This is a genomic window from Petrimonas sulfuriphila, from assembly GCA_038561985.1.
GTDB classification, from domain to species: domain Bacteria; phylum Bacteroidota; class Bacteroidia; order Bacteroidales; family Dysgonomonadaceae; genus Petrimonas; species Petrimonas sulfuriphila.
Genome location: CP073276.1, coordinates 611886 through 629884 on the forward strand (window position 1 = coordinate 611886; position 17999 = coordinate 629884).

General features: G+C 45.8%; 14 protein-coding genes. All 14 read left to right on the plus strand.

Going from position 1 to position 17999, the window contains the following annotated elements:
- The first annotated feature begins 4 nt into the window (after positions 1 to 4).
- The 14 genes from KCV26_02400 to KCV26_02465 all read left to right on the plus strand — a co-directional run bounded on the left by KCV26_02400 (position 5) and on the right by KCV26_02465 (position 17998).
- Positions 5 to 1249 carry a phosphodiester glycosidase family protein gene (locus KCV26_02400; GenBank protein ID WZX37260.1) on the plus strand — a complete coding sequence of 415 codons (1245 nt, stop codon included), beginning with the start codon at positions 5 to 7 and terminating at the stop codon, positions 1247 to 1249.
- Between the two features lie 51 nt (positions 1250 to 1300).
- Entirely contained in the window at positions 1301 to 2341 is a 1041-nt protein-coding gene (locus KCV26_02405; GenBank protein ID WZX38301.1) for an SGNH/GDSL hydrolase family protein, read from the plus strand.
- A gap of 31 nt (positions 2342 to 2372) precedes the next feature.
- Entirely contained in the window at positions 2373 to 4238 is a 1866-nt protein-coding gene (locus tag KCV26_02410) for an FAD-dependent oxidoreductase (protein ID WZX37261.1), read from the plus strand.
- A 5-nt stretch (positions 4239 to 4243) separates the two neighbouring features.
- Positions 4244 to 5359: a DUF4434 domain-containing protein gene (locus KCV26_02415; GenBank protein WZX37262.1), complete on the plus strand. Its 1116-nt coding sequence runs from the start codon at positions 4244 to 4246 to the stop codon at positions 5357 to 5359.
- A gap of 5 nt (positions 5360 to 5364) precedes the next feature.
- Complete coding sequence (locus KCV26_02420) at positions 5365 to 6771, plus strand: sugar porter family MFS transporter (protein ID WZX37263.1); 1407 nt, start codon at positions 5365 to 5367, stop codon at positions 6769 to 6771.
- A gap of 133 nt (positions 6772 to 6904) precedes the next feature.
- On the plus strand, positions 6905 to 8950 hold the full coding sequence (locus KCV26_02425) for a family 20 glycosylhydrolase (GenBank protein WZX37264.1): 2046 nt from the start codon (positions 6905 to 6907) through the stop codon (positions 8948 to 8950).
- Positions 8951 to 9061: 111 nt separating this feature from the next.
- Positions 9062 to 10171, plus strand: a complete 1110-nt coding sequence (locus KCV26_02430; GenBank protein ID WZX37265.1) for a cyclically-permuted mutarotase family protein — start codon at positions 9062 to 9064, stop codon at positions 10169 to 10171.
- Positions 10161 to 11447: an MFS transporter gene (locus tag KCV26_02435; GenBank protein WZX37266.1), complete on the plus strand. Its 1287-nt coding sequence runs from the start codon at positions 10161 to 10163 to the stop codon at positions 11445 to 11447. Before KCV26_02430 ends, KCV26_02435 begins: the two co-directional genes overlap by 11 nt.
- A gap of 41 nt (positions 11448 to 11488) precedes the next feature.
- Positions 11489 to 12415: a dihydrodipicolinate synthase family protein gene (locus KCV26_02440; protein WZX37267.1), complete on the plus strand. Its 927-nt coding sequence runs from the start codon at positions 11489 to 11491 to the stop codon at positions 12413 to 12415.
- 215 nt (positions 12416 to 12630) lie between these two features.
- On the plus strand, positions 12631 to 13242 hold the full coding sequence (locus KCV26_02445) for a PorT family protein (GenBank protein ID WZX37268.1): 612 nt from the start codon (positions 12631 to 12633) through the stop codon (positions 13240 to 13242).
- Positions 13243 to 13270: 28 nt separating this feature from the next.
- Positions 13271 to 14467, plus strand: a complete 1197-nt coding sequence (locus KCV26_02450; protein WZX37269.1) for a histidine kinase — start codon at positions 13271 to 13273, stop codon at positions 14465 to 14467.
- An 18-nt stretch (positions 14468 to 14485) separates the two neighbouring features.
- Positions 14486 to 15253 carry a response regulator transcription factor gene (locus tag KCV26_02455; protein ID WZX37270.1) on the plus strand — a complete coding sequence of 256 codons (768 nt, stop codon included), beginning with the start codon at positions 14486 to 14488 and terminating at the stop codon, positions 15251 to 15253.
- Between the two features lie 130 nt (positions 15254 to 15383).
- The gene (locus KCV26_02460; protein WZX37271.1) at positions 15384 to 16892 is read left to right on the plus strand and encodes a TolC family protein; all 1509 of its coding nucleotides are present in this window, start codon (positions 15384 to 15386) and stop codon (positions 16890 to 16892) included.
- Positions 16893 to 16942: 50 nt separating this feature from the next.
- Positions 16943 to 17998, plus strand: a complete 1056-nt coding sequence (locus KCV26_02465) for an efflux RND transporter periplasmic adaptor subunit (GenBank protein WZX37272.1) — start codon at positions 16943 to 16945, stop codon at positions 17996 to 17998.
- Position 17999: the final 1 nt, after the last annotated feature.

Genomic DNA, 17999 nt, shown 5'->3' on the forward strand with positions numbered 1-17999 from the left:
TTCTATGAAACGTATATTATTTAGCATTACCATTTTGTCTTGGATGCTTTTTAGCTGTTCAGACAAGAGTAAAGAGAACGAATTTGATTTCAGGTATGTCACGAACCTTGAAGTACTTTCACACAAAGTGCTGGATGTGAAGATTGATAACTTTAAGAAAACAGTGTATCTATTATTTGAACGAGGCCAGGACTTTTCGAAAGTAGAAATAAAATTAACGTTAGCCAATAATGTGGAAATGGTAAAACCACAAACCACAACCGCGACTTATAATTTGACTGACAAAACGGAAATTCAACTGAAAAAGAGCAACGAAATTGTCACTTTCAACGTAATTGTACGCTATAAATCTACGCCTCTCGTTCTATCTTCTTCCGACTGGGAAAAGAAGGATAATTTTGGCAATCTTCCGGAATACATATCGGTGTATAAATATAAAAAAGACATTTCGGGAAAATTAGTTCAGGCATATATAGCCGTAGCGGATGTGAGCGAAGGCAATGCAAAATTCAAGATTTTGGGTGAAAAACAAGGTTCGCATACCCCAAAACAGTTTTATGATGCAAACTCATCCCCTAAAGTTGTTATGAATGGAGGATATTTTTGGTCGGGAACTTCGCTGGGGTTAATGATAAAAAACGGGGTAACGATATCAAAAATAGAAACGGTAACAACCCGAAAATATAATGGTGCAGACGCGTATTATTATCCCACCACAGGCGCTTTCGGGATGGAAAGCAACGGCACATTTTCCGCCCAATGGGTATATCACTCAAACAACACATTATATGCTTATCCTGCACCTGCACCCAACAAATCCGGCGAAAAACCTCTTCCTATTCCTTCAGCCGATTTTCCTGAAGGCGCAGTAGGATGGCAACCTAAAGAGGCCATCAGCGCCGGTCCGTTATTAATCAAAAAGGGGGAATATAAGAATTTATGGGAAAACGAATTATTTGATGAAGCAAGCGGTGTAGGGCCTACTTATAACAATCCTCGTTCCGCAATTGCATATCACCCCAATGGTCACGTCATTTTTTTCGTATGCGAAGGGAGAAATAAAACACCCAACACACCGGGGCTAACCTTGAAAAATGTAGCGGATCTATTGCTTGAGATTGGTTGTTCCGAAGCGATAAATTTAGATGGAGGCGGTTCATCGTGCATGCTGATTAACGGTAAAGAAACCATCATTCCGAGCGATAAAAACGGACAACGGGCAGTAACAAACGCGGTAGCAATTTATTAAGCGTATATTTTAATCATTATGAAGAAATATTATATTTTTATTTTGTGCATAATGTTAGCCGTTTCCGGTTATACTCAAACACAATATTACAATGCTTTAAAATTTCCTCTTCTCGGAAAAATTACCGACACCACCGAAACACACTACGAACGCCTTCCTGCTTACTTAAAAACCATTTGTCGCCCTCAATTGTGGCAACTCGGTAAAAATACATCGGGACTTGCGTTGCGTTTTCGTAGCAACTCCACGCAAATTTCCGCCAAATGGGATCTCCTTGGAGACGTAAATATGAACCATATGACCGCCACCGGAATAAAAGGGTTGGATTTGTATGCATGGAACGGGAAATCGTGGCAATTTGTCAATACCGCGCGTCCGGTGGCAAAAAACAACGAACAGGTCATCATTTCCAATATGCTTCCCAAAGAGCGGGAATACCTGCTTTATCTCCCGCTTTACGACAGAGTAACCGATATATCCATCGGCATTGATTCCACCGCGTTTATCGATGTACCCAATTTGCCTTATCCATCCACAAAAAATCCCATCGTATGTTACGGCACAAGCATTACGCAGGGTGGTTGCGCTACGCGCGCAGGAATGTCGTACACCAATATTCTTGAACGCCGATTAAACCGAGAAGTTATCAATCTCGGATTCAGCGGAAACGGACAATTGGATTACGAAATCGCGGAACTGATGGGTCGTCGCACCGATGCCGGACTTTTCATCCTCGATTTTATCCCGAACGTAACCCTCGAACAAGTCCGCGATAAAACGGCGACATTTGTAAAGAAGCTGCGCACACATAATCCGCAAATTCCTATTCTGTTTGTCGAATCCATTCTTTTTCCGCATTCCGCGTTCGATGTAAAAATGTACAAAACCGTTACGGATAAAAACAAAGCGTTGTGCCAGGAATACCAAAAGCTGCAAGAAGAAGGATATAAAAACCTTTATTATCTTTCGGCTGAAAACCTGATTGGCAAAGATGAGGAAACCACCGTTGACGGCATTCATCTGACCGATTTGGGATTTATCCGTTTTGCGGATGAATTGCAAAAGGCACTGCATAAAATCAAAAACCGATAAGCATTCAATAGCAACAAAAAATATGTCAAAAATGTCAATAAAAACAGGAATTATTTTTAGTATCCTTCTTACAGCTTTCATCACTCAAAGCTGTACAAAAAACAATCCATCGTCGCCCGACGTACTCATTATCGGCGGCGGAACAAGCGGCGTGAGCGCCGGCATATATTCGGCACGCATGGGCGTACAAACCATGATTATCGAAGAATCGGAATGGTTGGGCGGAATGCTCACAAGCGCCGGCGTAAGCGCAGTGGATGGGAATTATCGACTTCCGAGCGGCTTTTGGGGCGAATTTAAGGATTCGCTCACAAATTATTACGGCGGTGCGGAAGCGGTGAATACAGGTTGGGTAAGCAACGTTCTGTTCGAACCTTCCGTGGGGAATAAAATTTTACAGCGTATTGCCGCAAAGGAAAAAAATCTGAATATTCACTTCAAAAGCAAGCTCATATCCATAAAGAAAGAGAACGATAAATGGATAGTGACGGTTGAAACGCCTGAAAAAACACTTACACTTCATCCCAAAATTGTCATTGACGCGACCGAACTGGGCGATGTGGCGCTTCAATGTGGCGTGAAATATGATGTTGGGATGGAAAGCCGCGAAATAACGCAGGAAGATGTCGCGCCCGAAAAAGCCAACGATGTCATTCAAGACCTCACATACGTAGCCATTCTCAAAGATTACGGCAAAGACGTAACCATCGCCCAACCCGAAGGCTACGACCCCAACGAGTTCGCCTGCTCGTGTGAAAATCCGCTGTGCACACACCCCAATCCGCTGAACGTATTGTGGTCGAAAGATAAAATGATTGCGTATGGCGAATTGCCGAATAGGAAATATATGATAAACTGGCCCATCGAAGGCAACGATTTTTTCCTGAACTTAATCGGCAAAACGGATGCGGAACGCAAAGAGGCGTTGAAAAAAGCAAAAAACCACACGCTTTGTTTCGTTTATTTCATTCAAAAAGAATTGGGCATGAACACGCTTGGTTTGGCGGATGATGAATTTCCAACCGAAGATAAACTGCCGTTCATTCCCTATCATCGCGAATCACTACGTATACACGGTTTGGTGCGTTTCACGCTCAATCACATTATGCAGCCTTACACGCAGCCCGAAAAGCTATACCGCACGTGCATCGCCGTGGGCGATTATCCGGTGGATCATCATCACGGAAAATACCCCGAATGGGAAAGCCTGCCACACCTGTATTTCCATCCCGTTCCGTCGTATGGATTGCCGTTAGGCGTGATAATTCCTCAGGATGTGAAAGGATTAATCGTTGCCGAAAAATCAATTTCCGTTTCCAACATCATTAACGGCACCACGCGTTTGCAACCGGTTGTATTGCAAATCGGGCAGGCGGCAGGCGTATTGGCAGCGTTGGCAGTAAAAAATAAAACCGACCTCGAAAACGTTTCCGTGCGCGAAATCCAGAAAACCCTTCTCTCGCAAGGCAATTATTTGTTGCCCTATTTGGATGTGGAAAAAGAAAATCCGCTTTTCCTGCCCTTGCAGCGAATAGGCGCCACCGGAATCTTACAAGGCACCGGCAAAAACGAAGGATGGGCAAACCAAACGTGGTTCAGGGTAAACGACCCGGTTTTGTACTCGGAACTTAGCGGATTGAAAGATGTGTATCCCTCTGTGGATTTCCCGGGCAGCGACACGCCTCTCACGTTGAATAATCTACTTGATTTAATAAAAAAAATCAATCAAAAAGAAACGGATTTAACAGACAAATCAAAAGAAATATTCACTACTTTTGGTTTTGCTGATGTTGATGCGAACAAGCAACTTACACGTGCCGAAGCTGCCGTGCTGATTGACCAAATTTTGAACCCGTTTGAAAAAGAAATCGACATAAAAGGACATTATAAAAATTAAGTAATATGAATTTACAAAAAAATAACCGCCGCGATTTTCTCAAGAAAGCAGCGTTAGCAAGCGCTTCCATGGCAGCAATGCCCGCTATTTCGATGGGGGCACAAAATAATACTGTACAAAAAGGCAAGTCTATCTACATAGAAAAAGACACGAGCCTACACAGTAAATTAATTGTTCCTAAAAATAACGGCTTAAGGATTACCGGCACATTTTTGGACGAAATTTCGCACGACATCCCGCATCAAAATTGGGGCGAAGCCGAATGGGACCTTGACTTCCAATATATGAAAGCAATCGGTATCGATACCGTCATCATGATTCGTTCGGGTTACAAAAAATTTATCACCTATCCTTCACAATATCTCTTGGGCAAAGGGTGCTTTATGCCTTCTGTCGACTTGCTGGACATGTACTTGAGATTGGCAGAAAAACACGGCATGAAATTCTACTTTGGGCTCTATGACTCAGGTCATTACTGGGCCACAGGGGATATGACGCACGAGATTGAAGACAACAAATACGTAATCGATGAGGTGTGGAAAAACTACGGCGAAAAATACAAAAGCTTTGGAGGCTGGTACGTAAGTGGCGAAATCAGCCGTGCTACCAAAGGTGCTATCGGCGCCTTCTATGCGATGGGAAAACAATGTAAAGATGTGTCCGGTGGTCTACCCACATTTATTTCACCTTGGATCGACGGCAAGAAAGCGGTAGCGGCGAGCGGTACAACCCTCTCTAAGGAAGCAGCCGTATCCGTTCAGCAACACGAAAAAGAGTGGGATGAAATTTTTGCGGGTATCCACGAAGTGGTAGATGCAGTGGCTTTTCAAGATGGACATATCGACTACGATGAGCTGGATGCATTCTTTACCGTGAACAAAAAGCTGGCCGACAAGTATGGCATGAAATGCTGGACAAACGCAGAGTCATTCGACCGCGATATGCCCATCAAGTTCTTACCCATCAAATTTGACAAGCTGCGCATGAAACTAGAAGCCGCACAACGTTGCGGGTACGACAAAGCCATCACTTTTGAGTTTTCTCACTTTATGAGCCCACAATCGGCTTATGCTCAGGCAGGGAACCTTTACAACAGATACAAAGAATACTTCAACTTATAAGCAGCATGAGCAACGTTAACAACATAGGCTATGTCACCTTCCTATCGGTCGTAGCAGCTCTAGGCGGTTTTCTGTTCGGGTACGATACCGCGGTAATTTCCGGTACTGTTTCGCAGGTTTCAACCCAATTTTCACTCACATCGCTACAAAGCGGCTGGTACGTAGGATGTGCTTTGGTAGGTTCAATCATAGGTGTACTCTTTGCCGGCACGTTGAGTGACGGCTTTGGCCGAAAAAGGACCATGATCCTCTCTGCCATCCTCTTCACGCTATCTGCTGTGGGCTGTGCCATTTCATCCAACCTCGACCAGTTGGTGCTTTATCGCATTATTGGCGGGGTAGGCATCGGGATAGTATCTATCGTCTGTCCATTGTATATTTCGGAAGTTTCACCGGCATCACACCGGGGACGCATGGTATCGCTATACCAGCTTGCTGTAACCGTAGGTTTTCTCGGAGCTTACCTGATGAACTACTTCTTACTCGATTTGTCGGTAGATTTCTCATCCCACAATGCGCTATTACAGAAGATATTTGGCACTGAAGTCTGGCGGGGTATGCTTGGTGCTGAAACATTACCCGCATTGATGTTCTTCTTGATCATCTTTCTAATCCCGGAAAGCCCCAGGTGGTTGCTTGTAAAAGGCCAGGAAAGCAAAGCCGTTTCTATTTTTTCCAAGATTTACAACAACACTTCGGTGATCGCACATCAGATCAACGAAACGAAATCGATGTTGCAATCAGAAAGAAAGTCAGACTGGAAAATATTGCTCACTCCGGGTATCTTCCGTGCAGTAATCATCGGTGTTGCCATTGCTATGCTGGGCCAATTTATGGGTGTGAATGCTGTATTGTATTACGGGCCTTCCATCTTTGAAACCAGTGGCCTCTCTAGCGGAGACTCCCTTTTCTATCAATCACTTATCGGCATGGTAAATATGGGAACAAGTGTACTGGCACTCCTGATCATCGACAAGATTGGACGTAAAAAACTGGTATATGTTGGAGTTTCCGGCATGGTCATATCACTTCTCCTGATTGGTTTTTACTTTATGATGGGCAAATCGTTAGGACTGTCGAGCATCTTCTTGCTGGTTTGCTTTTTGCTCTACATTTTTTTTACTGCCGGATCTATCAGTGCCGTTATCTTCGTATTCCTTTCGGAGATGTACCCCACCCAAATCCGTGGCACGGCTATGTCTATCGCAGGATTGTCGCTTTGGGTAGGGACCTACCTCATCGGGCAGCTTACACCTTGGATGCTCGACACGCTTACACCTGCCGGCACTTTCTTTCTCTTCGCCTTTATGTGTCTTCCCTACATGTTAATTGTGTGGAAATTGATGCCGGAAACAGCCGGCAAATCACTGGAAGATATCGAAAGGTATTGGCTAAAATCAAAAAAAGGATAAGCAAATACCCTGATACTGAATATATCATAAATTTAGTTGAACCCAAGGATAGAGGTAATTATTTATCGCTATCTTTGGGTTCTTAATTAATATCCTTCCCCACCCGGTGGATAGAATCGACAAGACCCAGCTTATGAATAACGTACAGTTGACTGATTTGCACACGCCTCCGCGTCGCCGCAAACCCATAACCTTTTGGGCAACATCAAATACCAATAAACAGATAGTCGGATCCAACCCTTTTCTGCTACTGCTTTCTTTGCTGTTTCTCTCCTGTTCTCCCGTAAAGGGAGATTGTACACCCGTAATAGTGCCTAAACCGCAACAGATAAATTTCAACAGGAAAGAAAACCACCTGCTTTTCAATGGCAAGGTAGATGAAGACTGCTTGTATGCAGTACTTGTGGATAGTATCCCCGAAGCAACTATCAATCCCGATGAAGCCTATCGCCTCAGAATTACGCCCGACAGCATCCTGATCGAAGCCACTACCGAAAAAGGTATCTATTGGGCGTGGCAAACGCTGGCGCAAATAGTGGAATCATCCGATGGGAACTCGGTTCCTGCTCTCGAAATTACCGACTGGCCCGCTTTCCGTATCCGGGGATTTATGCACGATGTGGGGCGCAGCTACATATCGGTTGATGAAATCAAAAAACATATCCGTTTGTTGTCAAAGTTCAAGATCAACGTTTTCCACTGGCACCTGACCGAAAACCAGGGATGGCGGCTGGAGAGCAACGTTTTTCCGCAACTTAACGATCCTGTCCATTACGAGCGCCATCACGCACAATATTATACCGTAGCCCAGGCACACGAAATTGCCGAATATTGTCGCCAACACAACATGCTGCTGATTCCGGAGATCGATATGCCCGGTCACAGCGCTGCCTTTGTGCGGGCCATCGGACACGACATGCAATCGCCTGAGGGAATGAAAGTACTGAAGCGATTGATGGAGGAAATCTGTACCGAAGTGTTTCCCGATGCACCCTGGATCCATATCGGAACCGATGAAGTGCAGTTCACCAACCCCTCCTTTGTCCCGGAAATGGTGGCACACGTCCGGGGGCTTGGCAAAAAGGTGATCTCCTGGAACCCCGGATGGGCATACAGGTCCGGGGAGATTGATGCCACACAGCTCTGGAGTTACCGCGGCAAAGCGCAACCGGGTATTCCCGCGATCGACTCCCGGTTCCACTACATCAACCACTTCGATGCGTTCGGCGACATCGTAGCACTATACAATAGCCGCATCGCCGATGCAGAAAAGGGATCCGACGACATCGCCGGCGGGATTGTCGCTGTCTGGAACGACCGTCTTTTACCCAACGATGAACAAATAGTACTGCAAAACAACTTCTACCCCTTAATGCTTGCCTTTGCCGAGCGGACCTGGTGCGGTGGCGGGAGTGAGTATTTCGACAAAAACGGGACTATCCTGCCAACCGACGAGAACGACGCAGTTTTCAACGGTTTTGTCGATTTCGAGAAGCGGATGCTCTGGCACAAAAAACACACATTCACCGATGAGCCATTTGCCTACGTAAAACAAACCAACGTAAAGTGGCGGATTACCGACGCTTTCCCGAATGATGGCGATCTGTTGAAATCGTTTCCGCCCGAGACCGGAATTGACGACACCTATGAATACAACGGAATCGGATACGGTTCGCACAATGCCACCGGGGCGGGAATTTACCTGCGCCACGTGTGGGGAAAAACCGTACCTGCTTTCTATAAAAACCCGCAAGAAAACCACACGGCATATGCTTATACGTGGGTTTGGTCGCCCAAAGCGCAAACGGTCGGGCTATGGACTTCCACTCAGGATTACAGCCGCTCCGAGTCCGACCTGCCACCGCCACGGGGGAAGTGGGATTACCGGGAAAGTCGTATTTACGTGAATAACAATGAGATCATGCCACCCGTTTGGGAAAATACCCATACCGGCAGAACAAACGAAATAACGCTGAAAAACGAAAATTTCCAGGCCCGCCCACCCATTCCGGTAGAACTGAACAAGGGATGGAACAGCGTTTTGCTAAAACTTCCCGTTGGAACGTTCAGTTCGTCCGGGGTGCGTTTACAGAAATGGATGTTCACGTTTGTCTTTGTGACTCCGGACGGAAAAGATGCGGTGGAGGAACTGGTATATAGTCCGGACAGGAAAAAATAGAATTAACACATGAAAGAAAGCATTTTTTTTAGAACAAACAGAACACGAATACTGTCGGTTTTTCTTGTCGCATGCTTAATTTCGTGTGGCGACAATAATAACAGCAAACAAATGAAACTTAAACTGACCCAATTACCCGTTAACGGATTGTACGGAGATCTCGCCAAAGGTGTTTCGGCTTCCTATGCGGCACTTATCGACCAAAAACTCATCGTGGCTGGAGGCGCCAACTTTCCCGGAAAACTCGGATTTGAGGGTGGTTCGAAAACTTTTTACAACGAGATCATGCTGTACGACTCAACGGGAAATGAGTGGAAACTTATCGGACACTTGCCCGATTCATCGGCTTACGGTGTATCTGTCCCCATTTCAGACGGTGCGTTGTGGATAGGCGGGAACACCACTTCCCAATCGCTGAAGAGCGTTTATCGAATCACCATGCCTGAAACCGGCGCAGTAGAACTGGAGCCGTTTCCGGAACTGCCTGCTGCCATGGATAACTTTGCAGGGTGCACCGTGGGAGATATGGTCTTTATTGGAGGAGGGAACGAGAACGGGAAGCCGGCAAACACTTTTTATTGCATCAATACAAAAGCTGATTCGGGCTGGACGGCTCTGCCCGATTTTCCCGGACTGCCCCGAGTTCAGCCTGTGCTGGCAGCCGTAGAGCAGAAAAACCGGGTATTCGTGTATTTGTTCGGAGGTTTCTTCGGAGGAGATTCCGAAAACAAACCGGCTATGGCCACCGATGTGCTTCGTTACGACGTCACCACCGAGAAATGGGAGACAGCCGGTTGCCAAGTCGATGAAAAAACCGGAGAGCCTTTTTCGTTGACCGGTGCAACGGCAATGCCAGTGGACAACCGGTACATCCTTTGTTTTGGCGGTGTAAACCACGCTATTTTTCTCGATGCTGTTACCACGCAATACAACATCGGAAACGACACCACCATTTCGGCAGAAGAAAAATCCCGTTTGAATCTGGAGTTTTCGAAAAATTACATGACACAACCCATCGAATATTACAAATTTAATCCCGAATGTCGTATATTTGACACGTTTACCGGCGAATGGGAAACCATTGAGGTTACGCCCTACACTGCCCGCGCGGGTGCAACACTCGCTTTCAGCGGAAAAACGTTCTATGCCGTACAGGGTGAATTGAAACCCGGCGTTCGTACACCGGTAACCATAAAAGGAGAGATAAAGTATGAAAAATAACAAAGTCTATCCGTGGATACTCGTCGGATTGCTGTGGTTTGTAGCGTTACTGAACTACCTCGACCGACAGATGCTCTCCACCATGCAATCGTCCATGCAATTGGACATTAAAGAACTGGCCATCGCCGAGAATTTCGGACGGGTAATGGGTGTTTTCCTGCTCATTTACGGTTTAATGAGTCCTGTAGCGGGAATAATCGCCGACCGCATCAACCGCAAGTGGCTGATTGTAGGAAGCCTGTTTGTGTGGTCTGCCGTAACGTACGGGTTAGGATATGCGCAAACTTTCCAGCAGGTGTACTGGCTGCGTGCGCTGATGGGTGTCAGCGAAGCGCTTTACCTGCCCACGGGATTGGCTATGATTGCCGATTTTCACACATCGAGAACCCGGTCGCTAGCTATCGGAATCCACATGTCGGGACTTTATACCGGCCAGGCGCTGGGTGGGTTTGGAGCGACCATTGCTGCCAATTATTCGTGGAATACCGTTTTTCACTGGTTCGGAATTGTCGGAATTATATACGCCGTGCTGCTTATTTTCCTGCTGCACGACAAGGAGGGCCACGCGGGTACTACAACAGCCGGATTGAAAGCCGACCCGCAAGGAACGCTAATCAAAAAGGAATCTGTTTTCCGGTCATTCGGCATTATTCTGGGTACAGTTTCTTTCTGGGTCATGCTTTTCTACTTTATGGCTCCGAGTTTTCCCGGTTGGGCAACCAAAAACTGGCTGCCGACACTGTTTTCCGAGAATCTGGGAATTGAAATGGCAAAAGCCGGGCCCATGGCCACCATTTCCATCGCTATAGCCTCGTTTATCGGCGTACTCATCGGAGGGCCGCTCTCCGACCGATGGGTGCAGAAAAACATCCGGGGACGTATTTACACGAGCACTATCGGTTTAGCCCTGACTATCCCTTCGCTCGTATTGTTGGGTTTCGGACATTCCCACACAGGATTGATCGGCGCAGCCATGCTCTTCGGCATCGGTTTCGGAATGTTCGACACAAACAACATGCCGATACTTTGCCAGATTATTCCGCAAAAATACCGCGCCACAGCGTACGGTATCATGAACATGATGGGAGTTTTTGCCGGATACGCCGTCACGCTGATGCTCGGTAGTTCCACCGATGCCGGAAGCTTGGGAACCGATTTCAGCAAGTTGGCCATCGTCGTACTGGCAGCGGTCGTTCTGATGCTGGCGTTTCTGAAACCCCGGCAAGACCTCACCTATCCGCAAGAAGAATTGAAGAATAAAAGCGAAGCGATTTGACAACTGTCATCTAACAATAAAACATCCTAAAAATCAACAATATGAAAAAATTTAAAAAAATTAAAGGGTTAATTGTGGCGCCTTTCACACCCTTTGACAAAAAAGGCGAAGTAGATCTCGGCCCCATAGCAGATTATGCCGCCATGCTGCAAAAAAACGGACTGATCGGCGTATTTATCAACGGTTCCTCGGGTGAGGGCTATATGCTGACGGTAGAGGAGCGTATGAAGCTGACGGAGAAGTGGATCGCAGTCGCCCCGGAAGGATTCAAAGTAATCGTCCATGTTGGGGCCACCTGCATAAAGGACAGCCACCGCATGGCACTGCACGCGCAGGAATCCGGCGCTTTCGGTATCGGAGCGATGGCTTCTCCTTTTCCCAAGGCGGGACGGGTGGAAGAGCTGGTGAAGTACTGCGAAGAAATCGCCTGCGGTGCACCAGAGCTGCCCTTCTACTTTTATCATATCCCGGCACTGAACGGCGTCTTCCTACCCATGCTGCCTTTTCTGAAAGCAGCAGACGGACGCATTCCCAACCTGGCGGGTATCAAGTATACCTACGAGAGCCTGTACGAGTATAACCAATGCATGTTATACAAAAACGGGAAGTTCGATATGCTGCACGGCCAGGACGAAACCATCCTCTCGGCGTTGGTAATGGGCGGTGCACAAGGCGGTATCAGCGGAACCGGCAGCTACATCGGCCGTTCGCTGGTGGGTGTGATTGATGCCTACAACAACGGCAAGCTGTATGAAGCGGTCGCCCACCAAAACTTTGCACAGGAGGTGATCAACGTCATTGCCCGTTACCGGGGAAACATCGTTGCCGGAAAGCGTATCATGAAACTGATCGGACTCGACCTGGGTATCAACCGCACCCCTTTTCAAAACATAGCAGACGAGGAAGAAGCAGTCATCCGGAAAGAACTGGAAGCGATCGGTTTTTTCGAACGGTGCAACAGAGTGTAAGTTTAAACGTTAAAAAGCGCGGCTCATCGATGTCGCGTTTTTTTATTGACGTCATAAGCCGGCCATCCGCCGGTAACAAATATTCTTTCGGGTTCTTCCTTCTACTGTTCAGCACCTAAAATAGACGGTTGAGTATCTTTTTCGGGGCAGTCATCTTTGTTGTACGCTACCTTTGCAAGCGAGATAGTTTATAAACAATTTAAAACAACAGAAAAATGAAAAAAACAATTTTAGCATGCTTGTCATTTCTAATGGCTGCAGGTTTATTGAATGTGAACGCTCAAACCTCCGTTTCTTATGGGGTAAAAGGCGAAATGAACATGTCTAATTTTCTTTTGAAGGATTTAGACGTTCAAAAAAGCACAATGAAAGTGGGGCCTAATTTGGGAGGCTTTATGAAAGTGGACTTGCATCCTAACTTTGCCATTCAGCCGGAAGTGATGTTTTTTTACAGGAATTCGAAAATGGAGACCGGTCCCGCTGAAGACACCTTCAAACAGTGGGGAATGCAAATCCCGGTATATGCTTTGGGACAGACTTCCACGGACAACGGCAGGTTTTACGGAGGTGTAGGGCCATTCGTAAGCCTCGGGTTTGATGCCCGCTACAAAGATGCTGATGTGAATCTGTACGACGAGGTGGCCGGTAAAACTCCAATGAACCGCTGGGATGTTGGCCTGGGAGCAATATTGGGTTATGAATTGGACAATGGAATTCAGTTGAACGCCGGGTACCAATTCGGATTTTTGAACCAATTGGATGCATTGAAGGATGTAGCCAAAATGCGTACACAGGCCGTATGTGTAGGCGTGGGATATCGTTTCTAAACTCCGCAAGAATCCATACCGGTAAAAAATGGTGCGAAAATTTTTAAATTGCATACGCACCATTTTTTACTTACATTTGAAGTTACAAACAAGAAGACGTATGAAACTTCGGAAAAGACAACCTTTCTTCCTCAACTACAACAAGAAAACAGCGTTGACAGCTGCAATCGTTATCAGTTTTATCCTGGCATTCGTCATGCTTTCTTCGTCCATATATGCGATATCGTTAGACAAAACAATGGGGATTAAAGCCGCCGACTTGATTTCTGTCAAGTCGATCGCAACGCTCCTTTTCAACACACTTCTGCTCTATTTCCTTTTCCGGCTTCAATTTTGGGCGATAACACATTTTCCGGCCAGCCGGTACAAAATTTGGCTTATTCTGATAGGATTGCTTGTCATAATCGCTATTTTGAGTCCTTTTTTTTCCCGGATGCAGTGGTGGTGGTTTCGGGAGGAGGTATCGCCCAAAGCCTATTCCACCATCCATTATGTAAAAGATTTAACGGTGCTTATCATATCTTTTTTGTTCACGGCTCTGATTTACCTGATCAATGAAAATCAGAAGAACATGACTGAGAATCAGAACCTCGTTATTGAAAATCTGCAGAACCGGTACAACGCCCTTAAAAACCAAACCGACCCCCATTTCCTCTTCAACTCACTGAACACGTTGAACGGGCTTATCGGGTATGACGATGAGCGTGCGCGCGAATATGTAGAACAACTGTCTGCCGTGTTCCGTTATACCATGCAAGACCGTTCCGTGATAAAAGTTTCGGAAGAGCTACAGTTTGTGGAATCGTATATTTACCTGATGAAAATCCGTTACAACGACGGGTTGAATGTTCACATACAACACGCAGGACTTTACCAAGAGTGTTATATTCTCCCCTTCGGGTTACAGATATTGATAGAAAATGCAATAAAGCACAACGTGATAAGCCGAAAGGATCCGCTATGCATTCTTATTGAAGCAACGGAAAACAATACTTTACGTGTTGAGAATAATCGGCAACCCAAACAAGGCGAAAAAAATACTACCGGTCTGGGATTGGCTAACCTCAACGAACGTTACCGGTTGATGTTCGGGAAGGAAATAGAAATATATTCCGACGATAAAGTTTTCGCCGTGGAGATTCCCTTAATTAAAAACAGGGAGATCCCCGACTCGGTAAAACAGGAAATAAGGACTTATGATCGCACCAACAGTGCCGTGATCTAACTCTGAACTTTTAATTCAATGAAAGCTGTAATTGTAGAAGACGAATTTGTTGCTGCACGTAGCCTCGAGCGGCTTATCGCAGCATCGGGAAGAAACATCGATATTGTTGCCGTGCTGCAAAGCGTTGAAGAAAGTGTAGAATGGTTCTCGCTGAATACACACCCCGATGTCGTATTTATGGACATTCATCTTGCCGACGGAGACTCTTTTGCAATTTTCGAAAAAACCGACGTCCGCTGTCCGGTTATCTTCACAACAGCTTACGATGAATATGCCCTGAAAGCATTCGAGGTAAACAGCATCGATTACCTGCTCAAGCCCATCACCCGGAAAAGCCTTGAAAAGGCGTTGGACAAGCTTGCCCACTTTTCTCCCAAAAGCAACAATACCGACATTGTTTCTCAAATCGTACAATCCATTCGTGAAATAAAAAGCCCTTACAAAAAAAATTTCCTTATTCCTTATAGAGACAAACTTATACCGCTTGCGGCAGAAGATATCGCGTTTGTGTATTCCGAATTCAAGATGGCGAAAATTGTATGTTTTAACCGCCAGTCTTATTCAATGGATATTTCCCTCGATGAATTTCTCCGCCAGTTGAATCCGTCACTTTTCTATCGGGCCAACCGTCAATACATTGTCTCGCACCGCGCCATCACCGACTTATCGTTGTGGTTTAACGGCAAGTTATCGGTAAACCTTTCGGTAGCAACACCCGAACGGATAATTGTAAGCCGCGCGCGAAGCAATGAATTTAAAGCCTGGTATATGGAGAATGCGGAATAAAAAAGCTTCGCTTCGGTATCTTCTTACTACGTTTCATCCCCTAAAAAGTACACTTGGGTAATTTTTTCCCAAAAGGCCACGCAACAGAGCAATACCTTTGTAGCCGGTTTTTGAATTAAATTACAAACAGATGAAAAAAATGAATTCAGAAAAAATACTGCTTATCTGTTTCCTCACCGTTTTTTCACTCCTGGCCGTGCCAATCTCCGCACAACAAGTGCTGACGCTGGAAGAATGCCGGAAAATGGCACTGGAACAGAATAAGAAAATCCGTATGGCAAAGGAGGACGCTCAAATGGCATGCCTGACAAAAAAAGCCGCAGCCACCAAATATCTTCCCAGCATCAGCCTTAACGGAGGATACTTGCGAACCAACAAAACATTAAAACCCTTAGGGAACGATCTGTTCCTGCCTGTAGTGCCGTTCAACGCCATCGACCCACAAACGGGAGAATTCAATCCGGCATCGTTGCAAGATCCGGCGACCGCATTAAATACACTGGTCATTAATCCGCAGACAGGCCAGCCCCTGCTCGATGCTTCGGGAAATCCGGTGTTTAAAAATTATGCCTTGCTGCCTTCCGACAAACTAGTGTTTGGCAATAAGAACAGTTATTACACCCGACTGAGTGTGAACCAGCCGCTTTTTACAGGATTTAAGATTACCGAAGCCAACAAAATCGCCCAGCATGCGGAAAACATAGCAAAAGAAAATGTAGTCCTCACCCAGGCGGAAGTGCTCGTCAAAACTGATGAAGCCTATTGGCGCACGATATCGTTGCAGGAAAAGGTTAGACTGGCAAATTCGTACGAGATATTGCTTAACCAATTGGTGGCCGATCTGGAAAACATGTATACCGAAGGTATTATCACCCGTAACGATCTGCTCAAAGCACAAGTAAGTCAAAACGAAGCCAAGCTCAAAGTCATGAAAGCCGAAAATGGATTGGCATTATCCAAAATGGCTTTGGCGCAGATTATCGGTACGGAAGACGAAGATATAACGCTGTCCGAAAAAGCAATCGATAAGGATTTATCCGTCGCTTACAGTACAATCACCTCCGAAAATCCAATCGATAAACGAGCCGAAATAATCATGCTCAAAGAAAAACTCGCCATCACGGAATCGGGAAAAAACATAGAACGCTCCAAATTCATGCCCGACATCCTGCTTACCGGAGGATACGGATGGATGAATCCTAATCCGTATAACGGGTTAAAAAAAGAATTTGGTGGCGACTGGAGCATAGGGGTGGTCGTTTCGATGCCCATTTTCACCTGGGGAGAAAGGAAGCACAATCTGAATACAGCCCATATAAAGAAGCGAAAGGTGCAACTCGAACTTGACGAAGCACGTGAAATGATAGATTTACAAATTCGTCAAAACCGGTACAAGTACAACGAATCCATCAGAAAAGCAGAGCTTACGCAACTTTCGAAAGCGCAAGCCGAGGAAAACATGAAGATAGCCAAAGAAAACCTGCTGGAAGGCAGGACTCGTCTGACCGAACTGCTGGAAGCTCAAGTACAGTGGGAAAACGCATCGTCAGAATACATCGACGCATTGATAGAAATAAAAACAACACGGTCGGAACTTGAAAAGTCGACCGGGGAAATTTACAAGTATGTCGGCAATTAGGCAAGAGATATCCGATAGAAAGAGTGAAAAAAACGATAAAAATATAGACTATGCAAACCAAGAGAACTATTCTGTATGCAACATGCTTCGCCATACTGCTGATGGGGGGATGCAGCAAAAAAACAGGTTCCAACAACGCGGAAATAAACGAAAAAAAAGCCGTTATGGCTACTGTAAAAGAAGTTGTGGAAATGGAATACACCCCTGTGTTGAACTTTACAGGAACGGCTGAAGCGAACAAGGAAGTAAATTTGGGGTCAGCCATTCCGGGACGCGTGGAGAGAATTAATTTTCCAAAAGGCAGTTTTGTGTCCAAAGGTGCCGTAATAGCCGAGATGTCCGATGAAATGCTCATTCAGGCACAAATAGAACTGGAAGCTATTCGTAAGGACTTCGAAAGGATCAGCCGTTTGAAAGAAAAGGGCAGTGTCAGCGTAATGGACTACGATCACATAAAAGCCAAGTTTGAAGCCTCCCAAACCAAAGTGGAGATGTTGAAGAAAAACACTTCGATTATCGCCCCTTTCGGCGGGGTATTGGTCGATATTATGGTGAATGAAGGCGAAAATTATTCGTTTGTGCCTTCAGTAAGCCCCGATTTGAAAGTAAAGAGCGGTATTGCAACACTTATGCAATTGAATCCTCTGAAAGTAAAAATTGAGATAAACGAAAAAGAGCTTAACGCCATCCGTCAAGGGCAGACTGTTGAGGTTATCTTCGATGCTTATCCCGGCGAAAGCGTTTCGGGCAAGATAGCCCATATATCCCCCATACTGTCGCCCCTTACGCGGACATCAACCGTGGAAGTGGTGATCCCCAACAACGGGAGCAAATTGAAACCGGGCATGTTTTGCCGCGCTTCCATCGAAATGCCGGCAGCCAAAGGCATATTCGTCCCCATCAACGCGATACACCGCCAGCAAGGCACAGGCGAAGATTTCGTATATGTTGTGAATCCAGACAACACGGTTACCAGAACCCAAGTTACGCGGGGCGAATCGCAAAATGAACTTATCCGCATTCCTGAACTTGACAAGAGCGCAGTTGTTGTCATCGATGGAAAAAACAAACTGGAAGACGGAGCCAAAATAGAAATAGTGAAATAAA